This is a genomic window from Pseudomonas serbica (assembly GCF_028823535.1).
GTDB lineage: Bacteria > Pseudomonadota > Gammaproteobacteria > Pseudomonadales > Pseudomonadaceae > Aquipseudomonas > Aquipseudomonas serbica.
Genome location: NZ_JAQIYM010000009.1, coordinates 150785 through 172114, shown reverse-complemented (window position 1 = coordinate 172114; position 21330 = coordinate 150785). Strand labels below are relative to the sequence as shown.

Annotated in this window: 13 protein-coding genes; 8 read left to right on the top strand and 5 right to left on the bottom strand. The window is 59.9% G+C overall.

The annotated features are described in order from the left end of the window. Positions 1–41: 41 nt before the first annotated feature. Together NQL71_RS16435 and NQL71_RS16430 are read right to left on the bottom strand one after the other, a co-directional pair. Positions 42–4868, bottom strand: coding sequence for an NEL-type E3 ubiquitin ligase domain-containing protein (locus tag NQL71_RS16435; RefSeq protein ID WP_343228881.1), 4827 nt, complete (start codon positions 4866–4868; stop codon positions 42–44). 372 nt (positions 4869–5240) lie between these two features. Next, positions 5241–8363, bottom strand: a complete 3123-nt coding sequence (locus NQL71_RS16430) for a transglycosylase domain-containing protein (RefSeq protein ID WP_046818924.1) — start codon at positions 8361–8363, stop codon at positions 5241–5243. A gap of 378 nt (positions 8364–8741) precedes the next feature. Between NQL71_RS16430 and NQL71_RS16425 the strand changes: the two genes are divergently transcribed. Continuing rightward, positions 8742–10163 carry an amino acid permease gene (locus NQL71_RS16425; RefSeq protein WP_046818923.1) on the top strand — a complete coding sequence of 474 codons (1422 nt, stop codon included), beginning with the start codon at positions 8742–8744 and terminating at the stop codon, positions 10161–10163. 54 nt (positions 10164–10217) lie between these two features. On the opposite strand, the gene NQL71_RS16420 is transcribed toward NQL71_RS16425, so the two are convergent. Beyond that, positions 10218–11345 carry an OpgC family protein gene (locus tag NQL71_RS16420; protein ID WP_274643026.1) on the bottom strand — a complete coding sequence of 376 codons (1128 nt, stop codon included), beginning with the start codon at positions 11343–11345 and terminating at the stop codon, positions 10218–10220. A gap of 252 nt (positions 11346–11597) precedes the next feature. On the opposite strand from NQL71_RS16420, the gene NQL71_RS16415 reads away from it, so the two are divergent. From NQL71_RS16415 to NQL71_RS16405, 3 genes are read left to right on the top strand one after another with little or no spacing between them, the layout of a single operon-like run. After that, complete coding sequence (locus NQL71_RS16415) at positions 11598–11972, top strand: GtrA family protein (protein ID WP_166620502.1); 375 nt, start codon at positions 11598–11600, stop codon at positions 11970–11972. Next, positions 11969–12910 (top strand): glycosyltransferase family 2 protein, encoded by a 942-nt coding sequence (locus NQL71_RS16410; RefSeq protein WP_046818920.1) that lies wholly within the window; start codon positions 11969–11971, stop codon positions 12908–12910. Before NQL71_RS16415 ends, NQL71_RS16410 begins: the two co-directional genes overlap by 4 nt. A gap of 1 nt (position 12911) precedes the next feature. Continuing rightward, a complete protein-coding gene (locus NQL71_RS16405) occupies positions 12912–14420 on the top strand; it encodes a glucosyltransferase domain-containing protein (protein ID WP_046818919.1) in 1509 nt (502 codons plus the stop codon). Between the two features lie 74 nt (positions 14421–14494). Here the strand turns inward: NQL71_RS16405 and NQL71_RS16400 are convergent, their stop codons facing one another. Beyond that, positions 14495–16114, bottom strand: coding sequence for an FMN-binding glutamate synthase family protein (locus NQL71_RS16400; protein ID WP_274643025.1), 1620 nt, complete (start codon positions 16112–16114; stop codon positions 14495–14497). Between the two features lie 135 nt (positions 16115–16249). On the opposite strand from NQL71_RS16400, the gene NQL71_RS16395 reads away from it, so the two are divergent. Genes NQL71_RS16395 through NQL71_RS16385 form a run of 3 tightly spaced genes read left to right on the top strand, consistent with a single transcriptional unit; the run spans position 16250 to position 17847 of the window. Beyond that, entirely contained in the window at positions 16250–16684 is a 435-nt protein-coding gene (locus NQL71_RS16395) for an NUDIX hydrolase (protein ID WP_274643024.1), read from the top strand. A gap of 24 nt (positions 16685–16708) precedes the next feature. Further along, positions 16709–17347 carry a LysE family translocator gene (locus tag NQL71_RS16390; protein ID WP_046818917.1) on the top strand — a complete coding sequence of 213 codons (639 nt, stop codon included), beginning with the start codon at positions 16709–16711 and terminating at the stop codon, positions 17345–17347. Positions 17348–17349: 2 nt separating this feature from the next. Next, positions 17350–17847 carry a GNAT family N-acetyltransferase gene (locus tag NQL71_RS16385; RefSeq protein WP_274643023.1) on the top strand — a complete coding sequence of 166 codons (498 nt, stop codon included), beginning with the start codon at positions 17350–17352 and terminating at the stop codon, positions 17845–17847. 121 nt (positions 17848–17968) lie between these two features. On the opposite strand, the gene metR is transcribed toward NQL71_RS16385, so the two are convergent. Beyond that, positions 17969–18886, bottom strand: a complete 918-nt coding sequence (gene metR, locus NQL71_RS16380) for a transcriptional regulator MetR (protein WP_008056654.1) — start codon at positions 18884–18886, stop codon at positions 17969–17971. A 107-nt stretch (positions 18887–18993) separates the two neighbouring features. Here metR and metE point away from each other — a divergent pair, with 107 nt between their 5' ends. Next, a complete protein-coding gene (gene metE / locus NQL71_RS16375) occupies positions 18994–21306 on the top strand; it encodes a 5-methyltetrahydropteroyltriglutamate--homocysteine S-methyltransferase (protein WP_274643022.1) in 2313 nt (770 codons plus the stop codon). Positions 21307–21330 lie beyond the last annotated feature (24 nt).

Here is a 21330-nt window from a genome sequence, read left to right as displayed (position 1 = left end):
CTGAGGGCGATTCATCGCGCCTTCAGGGGCTGGTTACTCGATCATGACTGCCCGGCTTTTTGCAGCGCCGCGCGGGTCAAGTTTCTGCTCAATTGCTTTTCCTCGTAACCGATGTCGTTGAGCAAACCGTCATACACCTCATCGGTCATGGGTTCATCGGTGAGTGCGATACCTTGCGCGATGCCAAGTTGTCCACAGAGGTCTTTCACTCGTTTTTCCAACGGCTCCCGTTGCGCGGGCTCCGATCCACTTGAATCGACCCAGGCATGCTGAGCGTCGCGCAGCTGATCGAGCAAGTCGGACCTGGTCTGGAAGCGTCGGGCATTGCGGCGAAACTCGTCTGGGTAGGTGTCGCGCAAGTATTTTTCCCAGAACGGTTGCTCGAGCATGTCGTTGACCAGGCCGTCGCCTTCTTCCATGGATACGATGGTGTTAAAGGCTGACTCAAGCGTGCGGGGGGAGACACCGGCAATATCTCGATGCAGCATCGCTGCGGATTGCCAGGGTAAACCGAGGCGCTGAGCCAGGCCGGTTTCGTACGCCAGGTACACCTCGACCTCATCGGGATTGCCGGACCTGCTGCCGAAATCCGCCCGTGCAATGTCATCCACACGTGCCAGGCGGGCAGCGCCCTTTGCCAGGAGCACCAGCCTGCTTTCAAGTTTCGCAGGCGATGCGGACAGGGCATACGCTTCGCTGACGAGCACCTTGATTCCCATGTGGTTGAACACCTGCGCACCGGCGTCGGCGCAAGTGGTGGGGGCCGTGGCTATTTCGAACAGCTCCTTGCGCAGCCTGCTGTCCAGGTTCATCGCCTCGATCATGCGCCACACGCGATTCGATAGTTGCTTGCGCAACGCCCCCCCTGCCTGGTAATCGGCGCAGAGGGTCTGTTTCTGAATCAGTTCGAAAAAACCTTGGCTTCCCGGTTCAGCCATCAAGTCATGCCAGGCTTCCACTCGGAATCCGTGCAGCCCTGTGGTGTTTTCGCCCCACCATCTGGAGTCCTCTGGTATCGGCCATTGTTCGATCGCGCGCTCAGCCGCGGCGGAATAGGCCTGGGTGGCACTCAGTCCGACTGATCGGCGATAGCTTTCGTAGGCACTACGATTGGCGTCCGAAAGGCGAGGTGCATCCAGTCGCGCGCGTGCGACGACGTAGGCGTCATCGGAGCCCGGGATCACGCTGGGTATTTCACTCAGTGGGTTTTCCAGCAGGTTGAGAAAGAAGTCCCTCGGCCGGCGTTTCTTGAACAGGCCTTCAGGCCATGTGGTCGCACCGGTATTGCTCAAACCCAGGGTTTTCAGTCTGGGCATGCGCTCGACGTTTGGCTGCAGCCCTAGCTGAGGGTTGTCATCGAGCCTGATCGTTTCCATGCGAGTCAGGTTCCTCAGCTGCTCCACCGCCGTGGGTGTCAATGTAATCTGGTTATCTGTCAGGCGCAGTGTTTGCAGCGAGTGCATCTTGCCAATCCCTTCCGGGAGTTCGGTCAGTTCGCAGTGCGCAGCGCTGAGCTGAGAAAGACGAGGAAAGTCTTTCAACAAGCCACCGGCGTCCGTCGCAAACCTTGTACGGTCCAGGCTCAGGGTGGTTATCTGGTCGAGGTAGTACTTGATGTCGGGCAGTTTTTTCCACCAGTACTCCAGATCGTAACGGCTGAGCTCTGTCGACAAATCCAGTGCATAACCCCCATCAACGGTGGCGCTGCGTTCGCCAAAGACGCTTGGTTTTCTTTCGAAGCATTCCAGGATCCGGTCTGCAATGTGCTTTCCTCCGCGGGAAATGAAATCTTGTCGAGTCGGGTGCCAGGCGTCGACTTGACCGAAACTCCATTGGTCAAGCGTTTGGCGAAGCGTGTCCAGTTCACGCTCAAGCCGCCGGACCGTCTCAAGCGCCTGGTCGTGCGAGTCGCCAAGAGATTGAACAAACGTATCGACCTCCTGTTCGGTCAATCGGGGATAAAGATCCTGCACGCGTTCTTTCAAGGTCGCTGGCATCCTGGAGATCATGGGCCCCCGAAGAAGGGTGACTGTTTCCGGGGCTGCGACCGGGCGAATCGGTGGTTCAAGTAGTGCTGTGCGGCGCTCGCTGGGTGCTTCGGTTTTTGCCATCACCCATTGTTTGAACTGCCTGCCCTGACCCGTCCGATAGCCCAGTTGCGTGCGTTTTTCCGCCGGCAAGGCGTAGAGCACCGAGTCGTAGAAGTCGTCGCTTTCGTGCAAGGTTTTGTTAGTGCCGTCGTGCACCTCGTACTTACCATGTTCATCCCTGATCAGGGTCCGAAGGGTTGTGGCCTCGTCGCTGCCAACGCTGCACCGCAATGCCCCGTCAAACGTAGCGTCACGCACTTCGACGCGTAAATCGCTGAAGGTGTCGGAGTGGATTCTAAGCGCATTGAGCGCCAGACTTTCAGTGTCGGGTGTCAGCAGGGCATCGTCATGGAAACCTTCATAGGCATGGCTGGTGCGCGCTTCGAATGCCGCTTCACGGGCCTGGCTTTTCAAGTCCAGGGGCACGCGTTGTTCCTGTTTCATGCGCGTAAGATCAGCTTGGCCAGCTTGGCCCAAGAGCTTTTGCGCCGCACTGCGCGGCAGCGTCGGAGCGCTTTGTACGAGCTGCTGCACCTGCGGGTTATCCGACCGTTCACTGGCCTGGTACCGCTGATTGAAAATCTCGGTTTTCAGCGACTCCGCTTCATCGGCCAATAGATTGCGCAGCGCTTGCAGCTGTTCATCCTTGGGGACTCGGCGGCCGAACAAGTGCCCGAGTTCGTCCTCATCAAGAAAGGCCAGAATGCTCTCTGGCAGCTTTGCGCCCATGACCTGGGAGAGATCGGTGGCGAGTGTCTGCCCGGGGCTCGCGTCGGGGTTTCCATACTGTCGAAAGCTTCCGGTCTGGCTGGCATCGGCATACACCTTCAGCGCCTTGTCGGCAGGCCAGCCTTCGAGCGAAGTCGGGAGGTTTTCGAACCAGTAGGAGGATGGGTCAAGCGGCTGGCCGTTGCGGATGCGTTCGCCGATCCCGGCGACGTCCTTGTGGATCTTGAAACGATTGAGGCTGTCGGTCAGCAGCGGCGGTGGCGGCGCATTGTCCATGTGCATCTTGCGCAGGGCGTTGTCCTCGGTGCCGCTGGTCGTCCGGACTTGTTCGAGTTCGATGTCGCTCAGATCCGCCACGCTGTGCCCCAGGCGCCGCATCAACGTCGAGCCTTCCCAGTCTCGGGGGTTCTCGGCTTCGTGGGTCCAGGCGCCCTGGCCGTTGTGTTTCAACTCGGGTTGATAGGCGTCGGCGCGGCCTGGATGCTTGACGCGGTAGTTGCCCGTGAGCGGTTCCTGTTGCACGGCGTAATGTTTGTCCTCCAGCGCCAGGATTTTCTGGTCCTCGTGGGTATGCAGGCCTTGCTCATCGGGAAGGGAAGTGACGGGCAACTGGAGATCCGGCTGTTCGTAGGGCTTGAGGTCGGGGTGCCACAGCCGCGGTTGGCCATCGGGCAGTTGCACTTGCTTCATGCCCTCGATCAAGGTCGAGAGTTTCAGGCGCGCGAGTTTGCCGATCTCGGCGCCTGCGGCGAAGGCTGCCAGCTGGATGATGTCGGTGACCACCCCCATGACATGCTCGGCGGCTTCGATCCACTGCCCTTCGGCGAGGTCGACGATGGAGGTGATGACGTCGCTGGTGATCTGGTACGCGGTGTACACCATCATCACTTCGCCCAGGCCGGGGACGAACGGGGTGACGATCATCAGGGCGAAGTTGAAGATGTCCGAGACGATTTTCTTGAAGTTGTCCCACCAGGCCCAGCGGGCATCGCTATCCGTGTCGGCGGTGGAGACGGCAATGTGCCTGGCGTCATTGAGAATCTTGTTGAGTTTCTGCTGGTAGAGGTGGGTCCAGACATCGCCTGTCATCGCAGTGACGCTCAATTGCAGCCTGGGGTTATCCACCGGCTCCTGTCGCCACACCGGGCGTTGGTCCAGTGCCTGTTTTTCGTGTTGCGTGACCGTGAACAGGCGTTGCTGGAGTTCGGCAAAGAAGTGCCCGCGCTGTGGCTGGGCGACGAACTGGCTGAAGAACTGGCAATAGGTCATTTGTGATGATTCGATGAAGTCGTTGTCGCGAAATTGGCGAGCCAGCTCATTCATGAAGGCGGTGACCGAGGGGTATTCCTTGAGCGGATGCTCGGGATCCTGAGGAACGTAGGCGATCACCGGGACGGTATCCTCGGTCTTGTTCAGATCCGCTGATATCAGCACGATGCCGGTCAAGGGAGTGTCCAGAAGAGACAGCTCGCCGAATTGCACGATCTTGCCCTTGAGGGTGAGCGTGCGCTGGCCATCGATCATGGACAGCATCAGCTCGCGGGTATCGTGCGTAATGTCGCCAGTCATCTGCGCCAGATGCGTCGCCGCTGTGAGTGCGGCCTTCTGACTCTCGATCACTTTGATTTGCAGCCAAGCCTGGGCAACCGGATTATCGGACAGCAAATAACTTTCAAGGTGTTCGGTATAACGCGAGCCAATGTCCAGTTCGCGACACAGGGTCTGGAACTGGGCGATGGACATTTTTTTCTTGATCGGCTTGATATCGAAGTGGCCGCGTTCATCGGGCTGGCTGATGAAGTCGGAATCCGCTTCGCAGGTTTCCGATTCGGCGAAGTTATGCAGTGCAGCATCAAGCAGTGAAACCTTGCGGGTCACCACCCCCTTGGATAGGTTGGCGGCATACCAGGGTCTTTCCTTGGGGAGGTAAAGATGCAAGTAAGTTGTTCTAACATCATCGTCGACGCCGTACTGTTCTTTCAGGGCGGCGCTTAGCAAGGGTTCGGCGAAGGTATAGACATCCTGTAGCCCATCAAGCGTTGTATCCACCTGGCTTTGTGATTCCCAAAGTTTCAGGTTAGCGTCTCGCAGTAAGTTGTGACTCGTGTTGGAGGCAGTGAATAGCCATTGATTTGGCCCTGTTCGGCGGGCACTGAGTTCCTTGACTCTGCGCACTGAGGCTTTTTTGAAGGTGTCGGGAATACGGCTTTTTATAAAGTCGTAGTGGTGGCCTTTGTTCTCGGCGGCACTTCCTTGTAAATCAGACATCGTGCTTTCAATCCTTGAGCAATGATGGAAGTCACCAGCCTATCTTCCATCGCCCAAAGTAAAAGTCTGAATTCTTGTGGTTAAACCGCTGTTCGTCTGGACGAAACAGCGGAATTTTCCATGCCGAAAATTATTAATTACTACCTTCGTTGCTCAACGCCGTGCCACCTCTACGGGCAGGCACTGTGTATTGCTCCCTGGTTGCAAATAGGGGGTAAGAATCGGCGCCATGCCTTTGAGCACTTGCACCGGCAGTGCGGAAGTGAACTTGAAGGCCTCGGCCGTGCGTCCCGGCACGAAGGCGGTCAGGGTGCCGAAATGGGTGTCACCGATGTAGAACACGAAGGTCGCCGTGCGGTTGATCGACTTCGAACTCAGGATCCGTCCGCCTGAACCGATGGCTTCGATGCGGTTGTCGCCGGTGCCGGTCTTGCCGCCCATGGCCAACGGCTTGCCATCGGGGGTGATGAAACTGCCGGCGACGCGTTTGGCTGTACCGGCGTCCACCACTTGCGACAAGGCTTCGCGCATGGCCGTGGCGACTTCGGAAGGCATCACCCGTTTGCCGACATCCGGGTCGTTGATCAGTTTGGTTTCGTAGGGCGTGTTCGCGGCGAAGTGCAGGCTGTCGATGCGCAGCGTCGGCATGCGCACGCCGTCGTTGAGGATGGTGCCGATCAGCTCTGCCAACGCCGCCGGCCGGTCACCGGAACTGCCGATGGCAGTGGCCAGCGATGGCACCAGGTGATCGAACGGATAGCCGACTTTCTGCCAGCGCTGGTGGATGTCGAGGAAGGCTTCGATCTCCAGGATGGTGCGAATACGGTTGTCCCGGGCGCCCTTGTGACGGCTCTTGAACAGCCAGCTGTAGACTTCCTGGCGTTCGAACTGGCTGGCTTTGACGATGTCCTTGAACGTGGCGTCCGGGTGGGTCAGCAAGTAGCCCATCATCCACAGGTCCAGCGGGTGGACCTTGGCGATGAAGCCCTGGTCGGGCAGGTCGTAGGTGCCGGGCCCATAGGCGAGGTACAGGCGTTCGAGGCGCTCGTCGGTGAGCTTCTCTTTGTCGGTGACCTTTTCGCCATTGAGGTGCGAACGCACAAAGTTGTTGAAACTTTGCTGGCTGGCGTTCGGCAACAGGTAACGGTGCACGGCGGCCAAGCGGATGGGGGTCGGGCGCATGCTGTCGAGGAAAGTCTCGAGCCGCTCCTGGGTGTCCTTGTTCTTGTATTTCTTCCAGAACTTGAGCAGGAACGACGTGCCTTCGCGGTCGGCAAAGGACGCCAGGTATTCCTGGCGTCGGGGGTCACGGTCGTCCTTGAGCAATTCGGCCCGGTTGTTGACGCCGGAATACGTGGTGTAGCGCACCAGGTCGCGCATCAGGCGAATGAACGGCAGGTTGATCGACTCACGCAGGGCATCGCGCAGGGTCGGGTTGCGGCCGTTGTCTTCCTTGCGGAAGTTATTGAACGTGTGCAAACCGCCGCCGGTGAAAAACGCTTCGCCGGGGCTGGCGGAGTACTTGCGATCCAGTGCGGCGCCGAGCATGGGTTGCAGGCTGTGGTCCTTGTTCTGGATCAGGTAATCGACGACCCAGCGGCTCAGGCGATCCTGCTCCGGCACCTCGATTTTCTTCAGTTCCGGGACGCTCATATCGGCATATTTTTCGTGCAACTCGGCAATGATTTGCAGGTAAGTGGTGAGCACGCGCATTTTTGCCGTGGAGCCCAGTTCCAGTTTGCTGCCTTCATTGATATCGAACGGCTGGTCGGTGCTGTCGGTTTGTACCCGCACCCGCGAACCATCCGGTGTCAGTTCGAACAGCGTGAAGCTGTAGCGCACCTGGGTGGTGCTGGTGGGGGTCAGCAAGCGTTCGCCCATCAGGCCGATTTCAGCGGCATAGACCGGGTCGGCCAGGCGCTTGAGGTAGGCGGTGGCCTGGGTTTGCAGTTCGCCCTGCAGGGTGCTGGTGGCCGAGAGGTCGAGCCGGTCCAGATCGTACAGCGGACGATTGAGCAGCCCGGCCAGGCGGCTGCGCGCCACGCTGATGCCCTTGTTGGTTTCGATCGGCTGGATGGTCGGTTGGGTCGCCCAGTCGCGATAGGTCACTTTGCTGGCCAGTGCCGCGGCGGCAAAGGGCGCATCGATCACGCCATTTTGTGCCAGCAGGCGAATGTGGCTGTCGGTGAGGTCGGCCAGTTCATCGCGACCCTTGGTCAGGTAATGGGAAGGGCGGCGCTGGGCAATCATCAAGGACAGCATTTCGCGCAGGGCCAGGCCTTTGTCCGCCAGGCTCTTGGGATCCGTGGCATTGCTCGCCAGGGTTTCGTTGGCCTTGTTGAAGTCGGCGCCGTACCACACGCGCAATCCCTCTGCCATGCCATGGACTTCACCGTGGCCCGGCACCGCCGACAGCGGCACGCTATTGAGGTAGTCGCGCACCACGTTTTGCCGGGCCTTGAGCGTTTGCGGCCCATCCTGGTAGGCGCGCACGGTGGCGGAAACCATCTGGCGAATCTTTTCCCCGCCCGACACGGTCAGCCCGTCGGGTGAGTGCCGATACTTCTCGAGTTGCGTGGCCAGGGTACTGCCCCCCGCCGATTGACCGGGCAGGTGCAGCATCTTGGCGACCTGGGTATAGGCCGCCATGCCGAACCGCGGCCAGTCCACAGCCGGGTTGGCCAGGGGTTGGCGAGGGTCGAGCAAAAAGCGGTTTTCGATGAACAGCAAGCTGTTGACCACCACCGGCGGTATCGCCTCGAAGCTGGAGTAGAGCTGTTGCGGATACTTGTATTGGTACAGAGGGTTGGCGCGGCAATCGGTGATCGACAATCCCGCCTGGATTTTCTCCGCATAGGGCACGAACAGGCCCTTGCTGGTGTAGTCCATCAAGGCGGGGGAAAACCGGGTCTGGGCGGAAATCACGTAATCGCGCTTGAGCAGGCGCGGCAGGAACTCGCCCAGCGAGCTGTAGCCCAGGCGCAGGTCGAAAGGCCCGGCGCCTGGGTAGCGAATCGAATCGGTGGGGCCGGGTTTGAGCTCATAGCTCAGGGTCTTGGCGAACTTGCTGGCTTCCCGGGCTTGAAACCGCGACGTGCGCATTTCCTTGGACGCCGCCAGGCCCAGGACGATCGCAATGATCACCAGCAACAGCCAGAACGCTTTCCAGCCGTGCTTGACGCGACTGCGAGGTGGTTTTTCAGGTGTTGGCGCTTCATCCACAGGTTCAGTCTGGACCACGGTTTTACTCGAATCAGTTTGTTCTAAAGCGCCCATAGTCGATTGATCCATTCACGCGCAGATTTATCGGACTTGTTTGAAGCTTAGTCGGTGGTTGGCGTTGGTGAAAAAATTGTGAGGACTGTAGGAGCCAGCAAGCCGGCTCCTATAGGGATCGATAAAATCGTGTGAATATCAGATAATCCATCTCCGTGAATAGCGGTTTCTCCGAGATTTACGCCTGATTTTTGTGGTTTATAGAGTGAAAATCTCTGACACAAGCTTTTTATACTGCATCCCCCGCTGATCTCGCAGGTTCTGCCCTGCCAGACGGTACTGCCCATGAAGCAGGGCCGGTTACGGGAGGCACTGGCTTATCGGTCAGCGCTTCGCCACTCGGTGGATATATCCAATAACAAGACGAGGTTGTACCCCATGTCCGTAGGCAATCAGTTGCCCCACGGCGAGACCGCTCAAGGCGGCCCGCTCAAACGCGAACTCGGCGAACGGCATATTCGCTTGATGGCGCTCGGTGCCTGTATCGGCGTCGGTCTGTTCCTTGGTTCGGCCAAAGCCATCGAAATGGCCGGCCCGGCCATCATGCTGTCCTACATCATCGGTGGCCTGGCCATCCTGGTGATCATGCGTGCACTGGGCGAAATGGCCGTGCACAACCCGGTCGCCGGCTCGTTCAGCCGCTACGCCCAAGACTACCTCGGCCCGCTGGCGGGCTTCCTCACCGGTTGGAACTACTGGTTCCTGTGGCTGGTGACCTGTGTCGCGGAAATCACTGCCGTGGCGGTGTACATGGGCGTGTGGTTCCCCGATGTGCCGCGCTGGATCTGGGCGCTGGCGGCATTGGTCAGCATGGGTTCGATCAACCTGATCGCGGTGAAAGCCTTCGGTGAATTCGAATTCTGGTTCGCCCTGATCAAGATCGTCACCATCATTGCGATGGTGCTCGGTGGTATCGGCATCATCGCCTTCGGCTTTGGCAACGACGGTGTGGCCCTCGGCATTGCCAATCTCTGGACCCACGGTGGCTTCATGCCGAACGGCGTGCAGGGCGTGTTGATGTCCCTGCAAATGGTCATGTTCGCCTACCTCGGGGTGGAGATGATCGGCCTGACCGCCGGTGAAGCGAAAAACCCGCAAAAGACCATTCCCAGCGCCATCGGCTCGGTGTTCTGGCGCATCCTGCTGTTCTACGTTGGCGCGCTGTTCGTGATCCTGTCGATCTACCCGTGGAACGAAATCGGCACCCAGGGCAGCCCGTTCGTGATGACCTTCGAGCGTCTGGGCATCAAGACCGCCGCCGGCATCATCAACTTCGTGGTGATCACGGCGGCGTTGTCGTCCTGCAACGGCGGCATCTTCAGCACCGGGCGCATGCTCTACAGCCTGGCGCAGAACGGCCAGGCCCCGGCCGGTTTCGCCAAGACCTCCAGCAACGGCGTGCCGCGTCGCGCCTTGCTGCTGTCCATTGGTGCCCTGCTATTGGGCGTACTGCTCAACTACCTGGTGCCTGAGAAGGTGTTTGTCTGGGTGACGGCCATTGCCACCTTCGGCGCGATCTGGACCTGGGTAATGATCCTGCTGGCCCAGCTCAAGTTCCGCAAAGGCCTGAGCGCCAGCGAGCGTGCCGGCCTCAAGTACCGCATGTGGTTGTTCCCGATCAGCTCTTACCTGGCGCTGGCATTCCTGGTGCTGGTGGTCGGCCTGATGGCGTACTTCCCGGACACCCGCGTGGCGCTGTATGTCGGCCCGGCGTTCCTGGTGCTGCTGACGGTGCTGTTCTACATGTTCAAGCTGCAACCGACCAATGTTTCGCAAGGTGCAGTGAGTTCGGCTTCGTAAGCCGTAACGCCTGAAATGCAATGCCCCGGTCAGTTGATCGGGGCTTTTTTTCACCTACACGGCGGTGACCGCCGACAACGGTCGATTCAAGCGCTTGTTGAATTCCAGCCACGCCCCCAGCAACGCCATTAACCCGGCCCCCACCAACGCGGTGAAGATCTGCATGGCGAATGCATCGTCCGTCAGCGCATTGAGCATGTCCGCCAGGGGCGCCAGCAACACCCCCAGGCAGAAGATCTCCAGGGAAAAACGCCCCATGCGGCAGCTTTGCTGGGCCAGCCAGTTTTGCGTCCAGCCGGTGTCGGGCACCAGTTTCGCGGTGACGTAGGCCAGCGCCAGGAAGTGCAGCAAGCGCACCGGCGACAGGTTGGTCTTGCTGATCGGGTACAGCAGGTTGCTCAGGCTCGCCGGCATCAGGGCGTCGTGGACCTGTGGCCAGCGCCAGGCGAACGTCAGCACCGCGGCGAGTACCGCATACACCGCCGCCGTCATGAACAGCGGCTGGCGCACCAGCGGCCGGGTGTCGGGCACACGTGGACGTTGAGCATGAATCGCCGCCGCGCCGCCAAGGATAAACAGCAGTTGCCAGGCCACAGGGTTGAAGTACCAGACGCCATCCTTGATCGCAGCCAGGTTCCAGCCAAACAGCGGCACGGTCAGGTACAGCGCAAACGACACCGCCACCACCGGCCAGACCTTGCGCACCAGTATCGGCAACACCAGCGGCAAGCCCGCCAGTAACACGATGTACAGCGGCAGCGGGTCCATCAGGTTTGGTTTGAAGCGCAGCAACAGTTCATCGATCAAGGCCTGCTGGGGATCGCTGATGAAGTGGTGCATGCCCATTTCTTCCACCAGGTCGCGGGTTTCCACGTGGCTGTTGGCGAAGAACACAATGCCCATCAGCATCGCCAACAGGAAGATGTGCACCACATAGAGCACCCAGGCGCGGCGCAGGATTTTCACACAGGCGATCAGCAAACCTTCCCGGGCAAGGACTTTGCCGTAGGCCAGGACGGCCGCGAAACCTGCCAGGAACACGAAGACTTCGGCGGCATCGCTGAAGCCGAAATTGCGCAGGGTAATTTGACCCAGAGGATTGTGTGGCACGTGATCCCAGAAAATGAAGATCAGTGCCAGACCGCGAAAAAAATCGATCCGGTGATCGCGCGCTAGCGTCATGACGGCAGGCTCGTTGGTAAACAGGTATTGAACAAAGGATTGGCCGAAAGCGCAAAAAGTTGCGCGCTAACTATTGGCGGCGCGCAGGGTGGACTGATTCGCCGGCAATTGCAAAGGCGGGATATTGCTGGATGTCTCCTGACGTTGGCGCAGACCCTGACCGCTGGTCTGAAAGGTCGTCATACCTGCGATTTCTGACAGTAGACAAGCTCAAATACCTATGTAGGCAGCGTTCTATTGCAGGAGCGTCATGTGAGACTTTCATGCAAGGGCTTGTCCAGCTACAGCGTGATTGGCGTCGCCAATACGCTGATTCACTGGCAGATCTTTTTTCTCTTGAGCGTGGCGTTCGGCTTCACGCAAGCGACCAGCAACCTGGCAGCCTTTTGTGTGGCAGCCTCGTTTTCCTTTTATATGAATGCGCTCTATACCTTCGATGCCAAGGCGTCAGTCGGCGGCTATCTGTTGTTCATGCTGGCGATGGGTGCGCTCAGCCTGGGTGTGGGCCATGCCGGCGATGTCTGGCGGCTGCATGGCTTGCTGACCGTGGCACTGTTTTCTGCGCTGAGCCTGGTGTTCGGCTTCCTGTTTTCCAAGCATGTGGTGTTTCGTGAGCGTGATGTATGAAGGTTTCGCTCATCGTCCCGGTGTTCAACGAAGAACAGGCAATCGATCTGTTTTACCAGGCGGTAAGACGTGAGTTGAAACTCGACGCCATCGAAGTCGAGATCGTGTTTATCAATGACGGCAGTTCCGATGGCACAGCCGAACGGGCGTCAGCCCTGGCGCAGGTGGACGAACAGGTCGTGCTGATCAATTTTTCGCGCAATTTCGGCAAGGAGCCGGCGCTGTTTGCCGGCCTGGAATATGCCAGCGGCGATGCGGTGATTCCGATGGATGTCGACCTGCAGGACCCGATCAGCGTCATTCCGTTATTGATCGAACAATGGCAAAAAGGCGCGGACGTGGTGTTGGCCAAACGCCGCGACCGCACCGCCGACGGTTATTTGAAACGCCACAGTGCAGCGCTGTTCTACCACCTGTTGAATCGAATTTCCTACACCCGGATCGAAGAGAACGTCGGTGACTTCAGGCTTATGGATCGCAAGGTGGTGGACGTGATTCGCACCTTGCCTGAGCATCAGTTGTTCATGAAGGGCGTGCTGTCCTGGGCGGGTTTCAATACCGTGGTGGTGGAATACGAACGGGCCAGGCGGGTAGTGGGGGACAGCAAGTTCAACGGCTGGAAACTTTGGAACCTGGCGCTGGAAGGCGTGACCTCTTTCAGCACGGTGCCATTGCGGTTATGGACGTACGTCGGGGGGTGTGTGTCGATCTTCGCCGTGCTCTATGCGGTGTACATGGTGCTGGACAAGATGTTCTTCGGTAACAACGTGCCCGGTTACCCTTCGCTGATGACCGCTATCCTGTTTCTCGGCGGCGTGCAGCTGATTGGCATCGGCATTCTCGGTGAGTATGTCGGTCGGATCTACATCGAAGCCAAGCACCGGCCGCGCTATGTGGTCAAGGATATCGTCGGCGGCAAAGACAGGCGCAAACCCTAGCATGAGCAGGTTCAGCGATTTCTTCATCAAGGAACTCACGCGACGTCAGGCCTGGCTGTTTTTTCTGCTCGCGACCCTGGTGTATGTCCTGCCGCTGATCCTGGCGGATTATCCCTACATCGATGACAACTGGCGCGCGCTGGCGGCCGGCATGGCCTGGGCAAAGGAAGGGCGCCTGTTCGCCGAGTTGTTCTACAAGGCCCTGACTTTCAGCAACGGTGCGCCGAACATCTATCCACTGCCGTTATTGATCGCCACCCTGGCCATGTCCTGGGCACTGACCAGCCTGACCTTTCACCACTTCCGCCAACCGACCATCGGCTGCTGCCTGGTGCTGTTGCCGCTCTGGTACAGCCCGTTTTTTCTGCAGAACCTGACCTATCAATACGACGGGCCGGTCATGATCTTGAGTGTGGTGGCGGTGATTTACGCCATCACCTTTCGTCACCCCTCGCGCAGTCTGCAATGGCTGGTGCCGTCCTTCCTGATTGCGCTGGCGCTGGGCCTGTATCAAATCAGCATCAATGTGTTTCTCGGCCTGTGCTGTCTTGAAGTGCTCAGGGCGGTCAATGACAAAGTGGCGTGGCCGCAGTGGGGCAGTCTGATCGGCTGGAGAATCTCCCAATTGTTTCTCGGTGGGCTGATTTACCTTGTCAGTGCCTACCCCTTCATGGGGCAGCGTCGCACGGTGTTGCTGAACTGGGCAGCGCAGCCTTTGCTGCAGATCCACATCAACATCGCGCGAGTACTGGAAAAAGTCGTGCTGCTGTTCCATGGCGGATTTACCTGGCTGGCCGCCGGATTGTTGCTATGTGCCATTGCCGGCGCCGGGTGTTTGGGATTGAAGGTTGTCAAGCGCAAGGACAGCGGGCCAAAGAGACTGTTGATCGGCCTGCTGTGTTTGCTGACCGTACCGGTGGTGGTGTTGTTGGTGTCCGGTGTCGCGCTGTTCTTCCGCGACTTCAACGAAGGCGCCAGGACCTTGATGGGCTTCGCGGTGTTGCTGGTGCTGCTGTTCTATTTGAGTCATCTGGCGCTGGCAACGCTGCACGAACGCTTGCCGCTGCTGTTGCTGATACCGCTGCTGGCCATGTTGTCGTTGTCCTTCGCCTATGGCCGGGTCCTGACGGTGCAGAAATCCTTCGCCACCAGTGCGCTGAACAGCCTTGAACGCGACATCGCCAGCCAGCAACCCTTGCGTGACGCCAAGCGTATCTACATGTCGGTGACTTATTCCGATCACTGGCTGCTGGGGGCGGCGGGTTCGTTCAAACAGATGCCGGTGTTGCATTATCTGCTGAACATCGACTTCTACATGCTGGCGGAAAATCTGCCGAAGGTGGGCATCACCAACGTGGTGGCGGAGAAGGAGCGACGCAACGCGACGCGGGTGGGTTATCAAGGCTACCCGCCGCTGGTGGAGAGCCAGTTCTACCGGATTTACCTGATTGGCGATTATGGGTTCATTGTCATGAAGGAACCCGCCCCGATCAAATCGTTGCGTTGGTGAAAACGCATTGAAGGGGGCGCGTTGAAGCGTAAAAGATCGCTGCCTGCGGCAGCTCCTGCAAGAGTAGGTTCGGGTCAGGCGGCGGCGATTTCATTGGGCTCGAAACTGTCGGCCCGCGCCATCTGCCACATCCGCGAGTAGAACTCGCCATTGATCTCACCGGTCAGCAATTCCCCCGGCTTGAGAAACACATGCAGCTGCGAGAACAACTTGATCTCGGTCGCCGACATGCGTCGCACCAGGTGTTTGGCCGATAGCTGCGATGGGTGTTCAAGGCCCGCGGCGGCGAGCATCTCGGCCAGGCCCTTGAGGGTGTTGCGGTGGAAGTTGTAGACGCGCTGGGCCTTGTCCGGCACCACCAGCGCGCGCTGGCGCAGGGTGTCCTGGGTGGCGACGCCGGTCGGGCATTTGTTGGTGTGGCAACTTTGCGACTGGATGCAACCGATGGCGAACATGAAACCGCGCGCCGAGTTGGCCCAGTCGGCACCGATGGCCAGCACGCTGGCGATATCGAACGCGCTGACGATCTTGCCGCTGGCGCCGAGCTTGATCTTGTCCCGCAGGTTCAATCCAATCAGGGTGTTGTGCACGAACAACAGGCCTTCGCGCATCGGCACGCCGATGTGGTCGGTGAACTCCACGGGCGCGGCGCCGGTGCCGCCTTCCTTGCCGTCTATAACGATGAAGTCCGGCAAAATGCCGGTTTCCAGCATGGCCTTGGCGATGCCCATGAACTCCCACGGATGCCCCAGGCAAAACTTGAAGCCCACCGGTTTGCCGCCGGACAACTCACGCAATTGCTGGATGAAATGCATCATCTCGATCGGCGTTGAAAACGCGCTGTGGCGTGACGGCGAGATGCAGTCTTCGCCCATCAGGATGCCCCGTGTATCGGCAATTTCCTGGGTGACCTTGTGCTTGGGCAGAATCCCTCCGTGACCTGGCTTTGCGCCCTGGCTCATCTTGATTTCGATCATCCGCACCTGAGGCGTTCGGGCCTGCGCGGCGAAACGCTCCGGGTCGAAGCGGCCATCGCTGGTGCGACAGCCGAAGTAGCCACTGCCCAGCTCCCAGGTCAGGTCGCCACCGTGTTCGCGGTGATAGGGGCTGATGCTGCCTTCGCCAGTGTCATGGGCGAAGTTGCCGAGCCTGGCGCCCTGGTTCAGCGCGCGGATGGCGTTGGCGCTGAGCGAGCCGAAGCTCATGGCCGAAATGTTGAACACTGACGCGCTATACGGCTGGGTGCACTGCGGGCCACCAACCGTGACCCGGAAACCGCTCGGGTCGCTCAAGGGCGCCGGGCTCATCGAGTGGCCGATGAATTCGAAACCCGACTGATACACGTCGATCAAGGTGCCGAACGGTTTGTCGGCACTTTCATTCTTGGCCCGGGAGTAAACCAGCGAGCGCTGGGCCCTGGAAAAGGGCAGCGCGTCGCTGTCGGATTCGAGCAGGTATTGGCGGATTTCCGGGCGAATGGCTTCGACCAGATAGCGAATATTGCCCAGGATCGGGTAGTTACGGCGCACCGCATGGGGGCTTTGCAGCAGATCGATCAGGCCGATCAGGCTGAGCACCCCGGTGATGGCGGTGATTGGCCAGAGCCAGTCGTGTTCGAGGAAGGGCAGGCTGGCGAGGGTGAAGATCACGCAGACGGCAAAGAAGGCGTAGCGGCTCAGGAGTGACAGGCTCATACGGTTTCCTTGGGTTCGGACTGAAAAAATTTGCGATGCAAAAACCACTGTGGATCGAGCTTGCTCGCGAAAGCGGTGGGTCAGCCAGCATCAATGTTGAATATAATGACCTTTTTGAGTCAAAAGGCCTTTTTCATGTCGACTTTTGCTACCCAACCCTGCGGACTTATTCACATTGCCGCCGCCCTGTTGATCGGCCCCGACGGCCGAACCCTGTTGGTGCGCAAGCGCGGCACCCAGGCGTTCATGCAACCGGGTGGCAAAATCGAGGCCCATGAAAAACCTGCCCATGCACTGGCCCGGGAGCTGGAAGAAGAGCTGGGCCTGGTCATCGATCCGACGCACGCCACCTTCCTCGGGCAGTTCTCGGCACCCGCCGCCAATGAGCCGGGTTTTGTCGTGCAGGCCGAACTGTTTCTGCTGGCCATCGATGCCGATGTCACCCCGGCCGCCGAGATCGAAGAGGTGATCTGGATGGATCCGGCCACCGACGGTGGCGTCGTTCTGGCACCATTGACACGGGACCTGATCCTGCCGTTTTATCGAGCTTCGCTGATCGCGACCGCCTGATCATTCACGCCAGGGACTTCGCCCATGATCCCGCTTCAAGACCTGCTGATTTTCGCCGCTGCCGCATTGTTGATGGTGCTGACACCGGGGCCAAACATGATCTACCTGATCTCCCGTTCGATATGCCAGGGACGCAAGGCCGGGGTGACCTCTTTGCTCGGCGTGGTCGCGGGGTTCTTCGTGCATCTGTTCGCCGCCGCGGCCGGGTTGACCGCAGTGTTTTTGGCGGTGCCGATGGCCTATGAAGTGTTGAAGTGGGCCGGCGCGTTGTACCTGCTGTGGCTGGCCTGGCAGGCGGTCAAGCCGGGTGCCCGTTCGCCGTTCGAAGCGCAGCAGTTGCCACCGGACTCGTCGCGCAAGCTGATCACCATGGGCTTTCTGACCAGCGCCCTGAACCCGAAGATTGCGGTGTTCTACCTGTCGGTGTTCCCGCAATTCATCAGCCCCGAGCACGGATCGGTGTTTACTCAAAGCATCGTCCTGGGCCTGACCCAGATCAGCGTCAGTTTCTGCGTGAACCTGATGATCGCCCTGTTCGCGGCGGGTATCGCCTCATGGTTTGTCAGCAATCCGACCTGGCTGGCGATGCAGCGCTATTTCATGGGCTTTGTCTTGTCGGCACTGGCGTTGCGCCTGATGCTCGAGCAAAAACGGATGGCCTGAACATGTGGATTCAGCGACTCGATGCCAGCCACGCGCTGGACTATCGGACGATGACGCTCGAAGCTTACGACCGGCATCCGCAGGCATTCACCTCCAGCGTGCGCGAGCGTGCCTCAATGCCCTTGAGCTGGTGGGAATCGCGCCTGACCGGCAAGCAGGATGTGGTGCTCGGTGCCTTCGACGACAGCCGGTTGGCGGGCATCGCCGGGCTGGCCTTCGAGCCCCGGGAAAAAGCCTGGCACAAGGCGACGCTGTTTGGCATGTACGTATCCGCCGACGTGCGCCAGCGCGGGTTCGGCTTGCAGCTGGTGCAGGCGGTGCTGGCCGAGGCGCAAACCCACGCGCATCTGCGACTGGTCAAGCTGACCGTCACCGCCGGCAACGATGCCGCGTTAAACCTCTATCGGCGCTGCGGCTTCGTCCAGTTTGGCCTGGAGCCGATGGCGGTGCGGGTGGGGGAGGAGTACTTCGACAAGATCCACATGTGGCGCGAACTCTGAAGCCACCCCGATCAAAAATTGTGCGAGCGGGCTTGCTTGCGAAAGCGGTGTATCAGTCAGCTTCAATGCTGAATGTTGAACCGTATTCGCGAGCAAGCCCGCTCCCACATTTGATCGCATTTCAACGAACCGCACTCACCCCATCCAATGTCGAAAACGACGTGTCCTTGGCCGTCAGCAAAAAGTCGCGCATATAGGGCGCATCGAGCATGTCGGCCCGGATCGCCGCATACAGCGTTGCAAACAAGCCTTTCTCGCCCAGGCGCTTGGCCTTCACGTAGCCCCGTGAGCTGTATTCATGCAGCGCCCAATGGGGCATGCCGCACACGCCGCGCCCGCTGGCCACCAGCTGCATCATCATCACCGTCAATTCAGAAGTGCGGACCTGGGCCGGTTCGACGTCGGCCGGTTCCAGGAAGCGCGTGAAGATATCCAGGCGGTCGCGTTCCACCGGGTAGGTGATCAGGGTTTCGGTGAGCAGATCCTGCGGGACGATGTAGGCTTTGCTGGCCAGGCGGTGCTGGTTCGCTACGGCGAGCATCGCTTCATAGGTAAATAGCGGCACATAGGTGATCCCCACCAGCTCCACCGGGTCGGACGTTACTACCAGGTCCAGGTCGCCACGGGCCAGGGCGGGCAGGGGGGCGAAGGAAAAACCCGACGCCAGGTCGAGCTCGACTTCTGGCCAGGCATCGCGGAACTGGTCGATGGTCGGCATCAGCCACTGGAAGCAACTGTGACATTCGATGGCCATGTGCAGGCGCCCGGCGGTGCCACCGGCCAACCGCGCGATGTCGCGCTCGGCGGCGCGCAGCAGCGGCAACGTGGCATCGGCCAGTTGCAGCAGGCGCAAACCGGCGCTGGTGAACCGCACCGGCTTGGTCTTGCGCACGAACAACGGCATGCCCATGCGTTCCTCGAGCTCCTTGAACTGATGGGACAGCGCCGACTGGGTCAGGTGCAGGCGGTCGGCCGCGTCCACCAGGCTATCGGCTTCGCGCAAGGCGTGCAGGGTCTTCAGGTGACGGATTTCAAGCACCGGGCGGCTCCATGAGGAAAACTTGTGATCAACACGAAAAGGTTGAGTTTGTCTCATGATGCCTCGGCTGTCGACAATAGCGCCATCTTTTACAGGAGCAATTCGACATGGCCGTAGCCCACACCCTTGGTTTTCCCCGCATCGGTGCCGACCGCGAACTGAAAAAAGCCCTCGAAGCCTACTGGAAGGGTGACCTCGACCAGCCGTCGCTGCAAAACGTCGGTCGCCAATTGCGCGCCACCCATTGGCAATTGCAGAAAGACGCGGGCATCGACCTGCTGCCGGTCGGCGACTTCGCCTGGTACGACCAGGTATTGACCCACTCCCTGGCGTTCGGTGTGATCCCCGAGCGGTTCGACAGCACCCGGGACGAGCGCGGCCTGCCCAGCCTCGACACTCTGTTCGCCATGGCCCGCGGCGCCACCGCGAGCTGCTGCGGCAGCGAGCACGGCCAGGCGCAATACGCCCAGGAGCTGACCAAGTGGTTCGACACCAACTATCACTACCTGGTCCCGGAATTCAGTGCCGACCAGGCGTTCAAACTCAGCTGGGAACAGCTGTTCGACGAAGTCGACGAAGCCCGGGCCCTGGGGCACACCGTCAAGCCCGTCATCATCGGCCCGCTGACTTACCTGTGGCTGGGCAAGGTCAAGGGCAACGACTTCGACAAACTCGAGCTGTTGGACCGCCTGCTGCCGGTCTACAACGAAATCCTCGTGCGCCTGGCGGCCCAAGGGGTGGAGTGGGTACAGATCGATGAGCCGATCCTCACCCTCGACCTGCCGCAGGCGTGGAAAAACGCCTTTGAACGCGCCTACCACATCCTCCAGTACTCGCCGCTGAAAAAGCTCCTGGCCACCTACTTCAGCGGCCTGCAGGACAACCTCGGCCTGGCCGTCGGCCTGCCGGTGCAAGGCTTGCACATCGACGCGGTGCGCGCGCCGGATCAACTGCTGCACGTGCTCGATCGCCTGCCGACCTACAAGATTCTCTCGGTGGGGCTGGTTAACGGGCGCAATGTCTGGCGCTGTGAGCTGGAACCGGTGCTGGCGCAACTGCAATTTGCCCAGGAACGTTTTGGCGACAACCTCTGGGTCAGCAGCTCCTGCTCGCTGCTGCACAGCCCGGTGGACCTGGAGCGCGAAGACAAACTCGATCCGGAACTGAAAAGCTGGCTGGCGTTTGCGGTGCAAAAATGCGGTGAAATTGCTGTACTGCGCGATGCCCTGAACGATCCGCAAGCGCCCAGGGTACAAGCCGCGTTGGCCGAAAGCCGTGCCATTGCGACCCGCCGCGCCGAGTCGCCGCGTATCCACAAGACCCAGGTGCAGGCGCGGATCAACGCCATCGGTGCTGCGGACAGCCAGCGCCATTCGCCGTTTGCCAAACGCATCGAGCAACAGCGTGCACGGTTGAAACTGCCTGCGTTCCCGACCACCACCATCGGCTCGTTCCCGCAGACCGGGTCGATTCGCCTGGCGCGTCAGGCGTTCAAGCAGGGCAAGCTGTCGGCCAACGACTACACCGACGCCATGCACCACGAAATTCGCCACGCCGTGCAAATCCAGGAGCGTCTGGGCCTGGACGTGCTGGTGCACGGTGAGGCCGAACGCAATGACATGGTCGAGTACTTCGCCGAGCAGCTTGATGGTTATGCCTTCACCCGTTTCGGCTGGGTGCAGAGCTACGGCTCGCGCTGCGTGAAACCGGCGATCATCTACGGCGACCTGAGCCGCCCGAAAGCCATGACGGTCGACTGGATCACCTATGCACAGAGCCAGACCGACAAGGTCATGAAAGGCATGCTGACCGGTCCCGTGACCATGTTGATGTGGTCCTTCCCCCGCGAAGACGTGTCGCGCAAAGTCCAGGCGCAGCAACTGGCCCTGGCCCTGCGCGATGAAGTGCTGGATCTGGAAGCCGCCGGCATCAAGATTGTGCAGATCGACGAAGCGGCGTTCCGCGAAGGCCTGCCGCTGCGTCGGGCGCAATGGCAGGAATACCTGGACTGGGCGGTGCAGGCGTTCCGCTTGAGCGCCAGCGGTGTGCGTGATGAAACGCAGATCCACACCCACATGTGCTACAGCGAATTCAACGACGTGATCGAGGCCATCGCGGCGATGGATGCCGATGTGATCACCATCGAAACCTCACGCTCGGACATGGCGTTGCTGCAAGCCTTCGAAGCGTTCGACTACCCGAACGAAATCGGTCCGGGAGTCTATGACATCCACTCGCCACGGGTGCCGGACACGGCCGAGATGGTCAAGTTGATCAGCAAGGCCGTGAAACGGATTCCGGCGGAGCGCTTGTGGGTCAACCCCGATTGCGGGTTGAAGACTCGGGCGTGGCCGGAGACCGAGGCGGCGCTGGTGAACATGGTGGCGGCAGCGCGACAGTTGCGCAGTCAGTTGGCTTGAAGCCACTGGGGAGGGTGTGGGCAA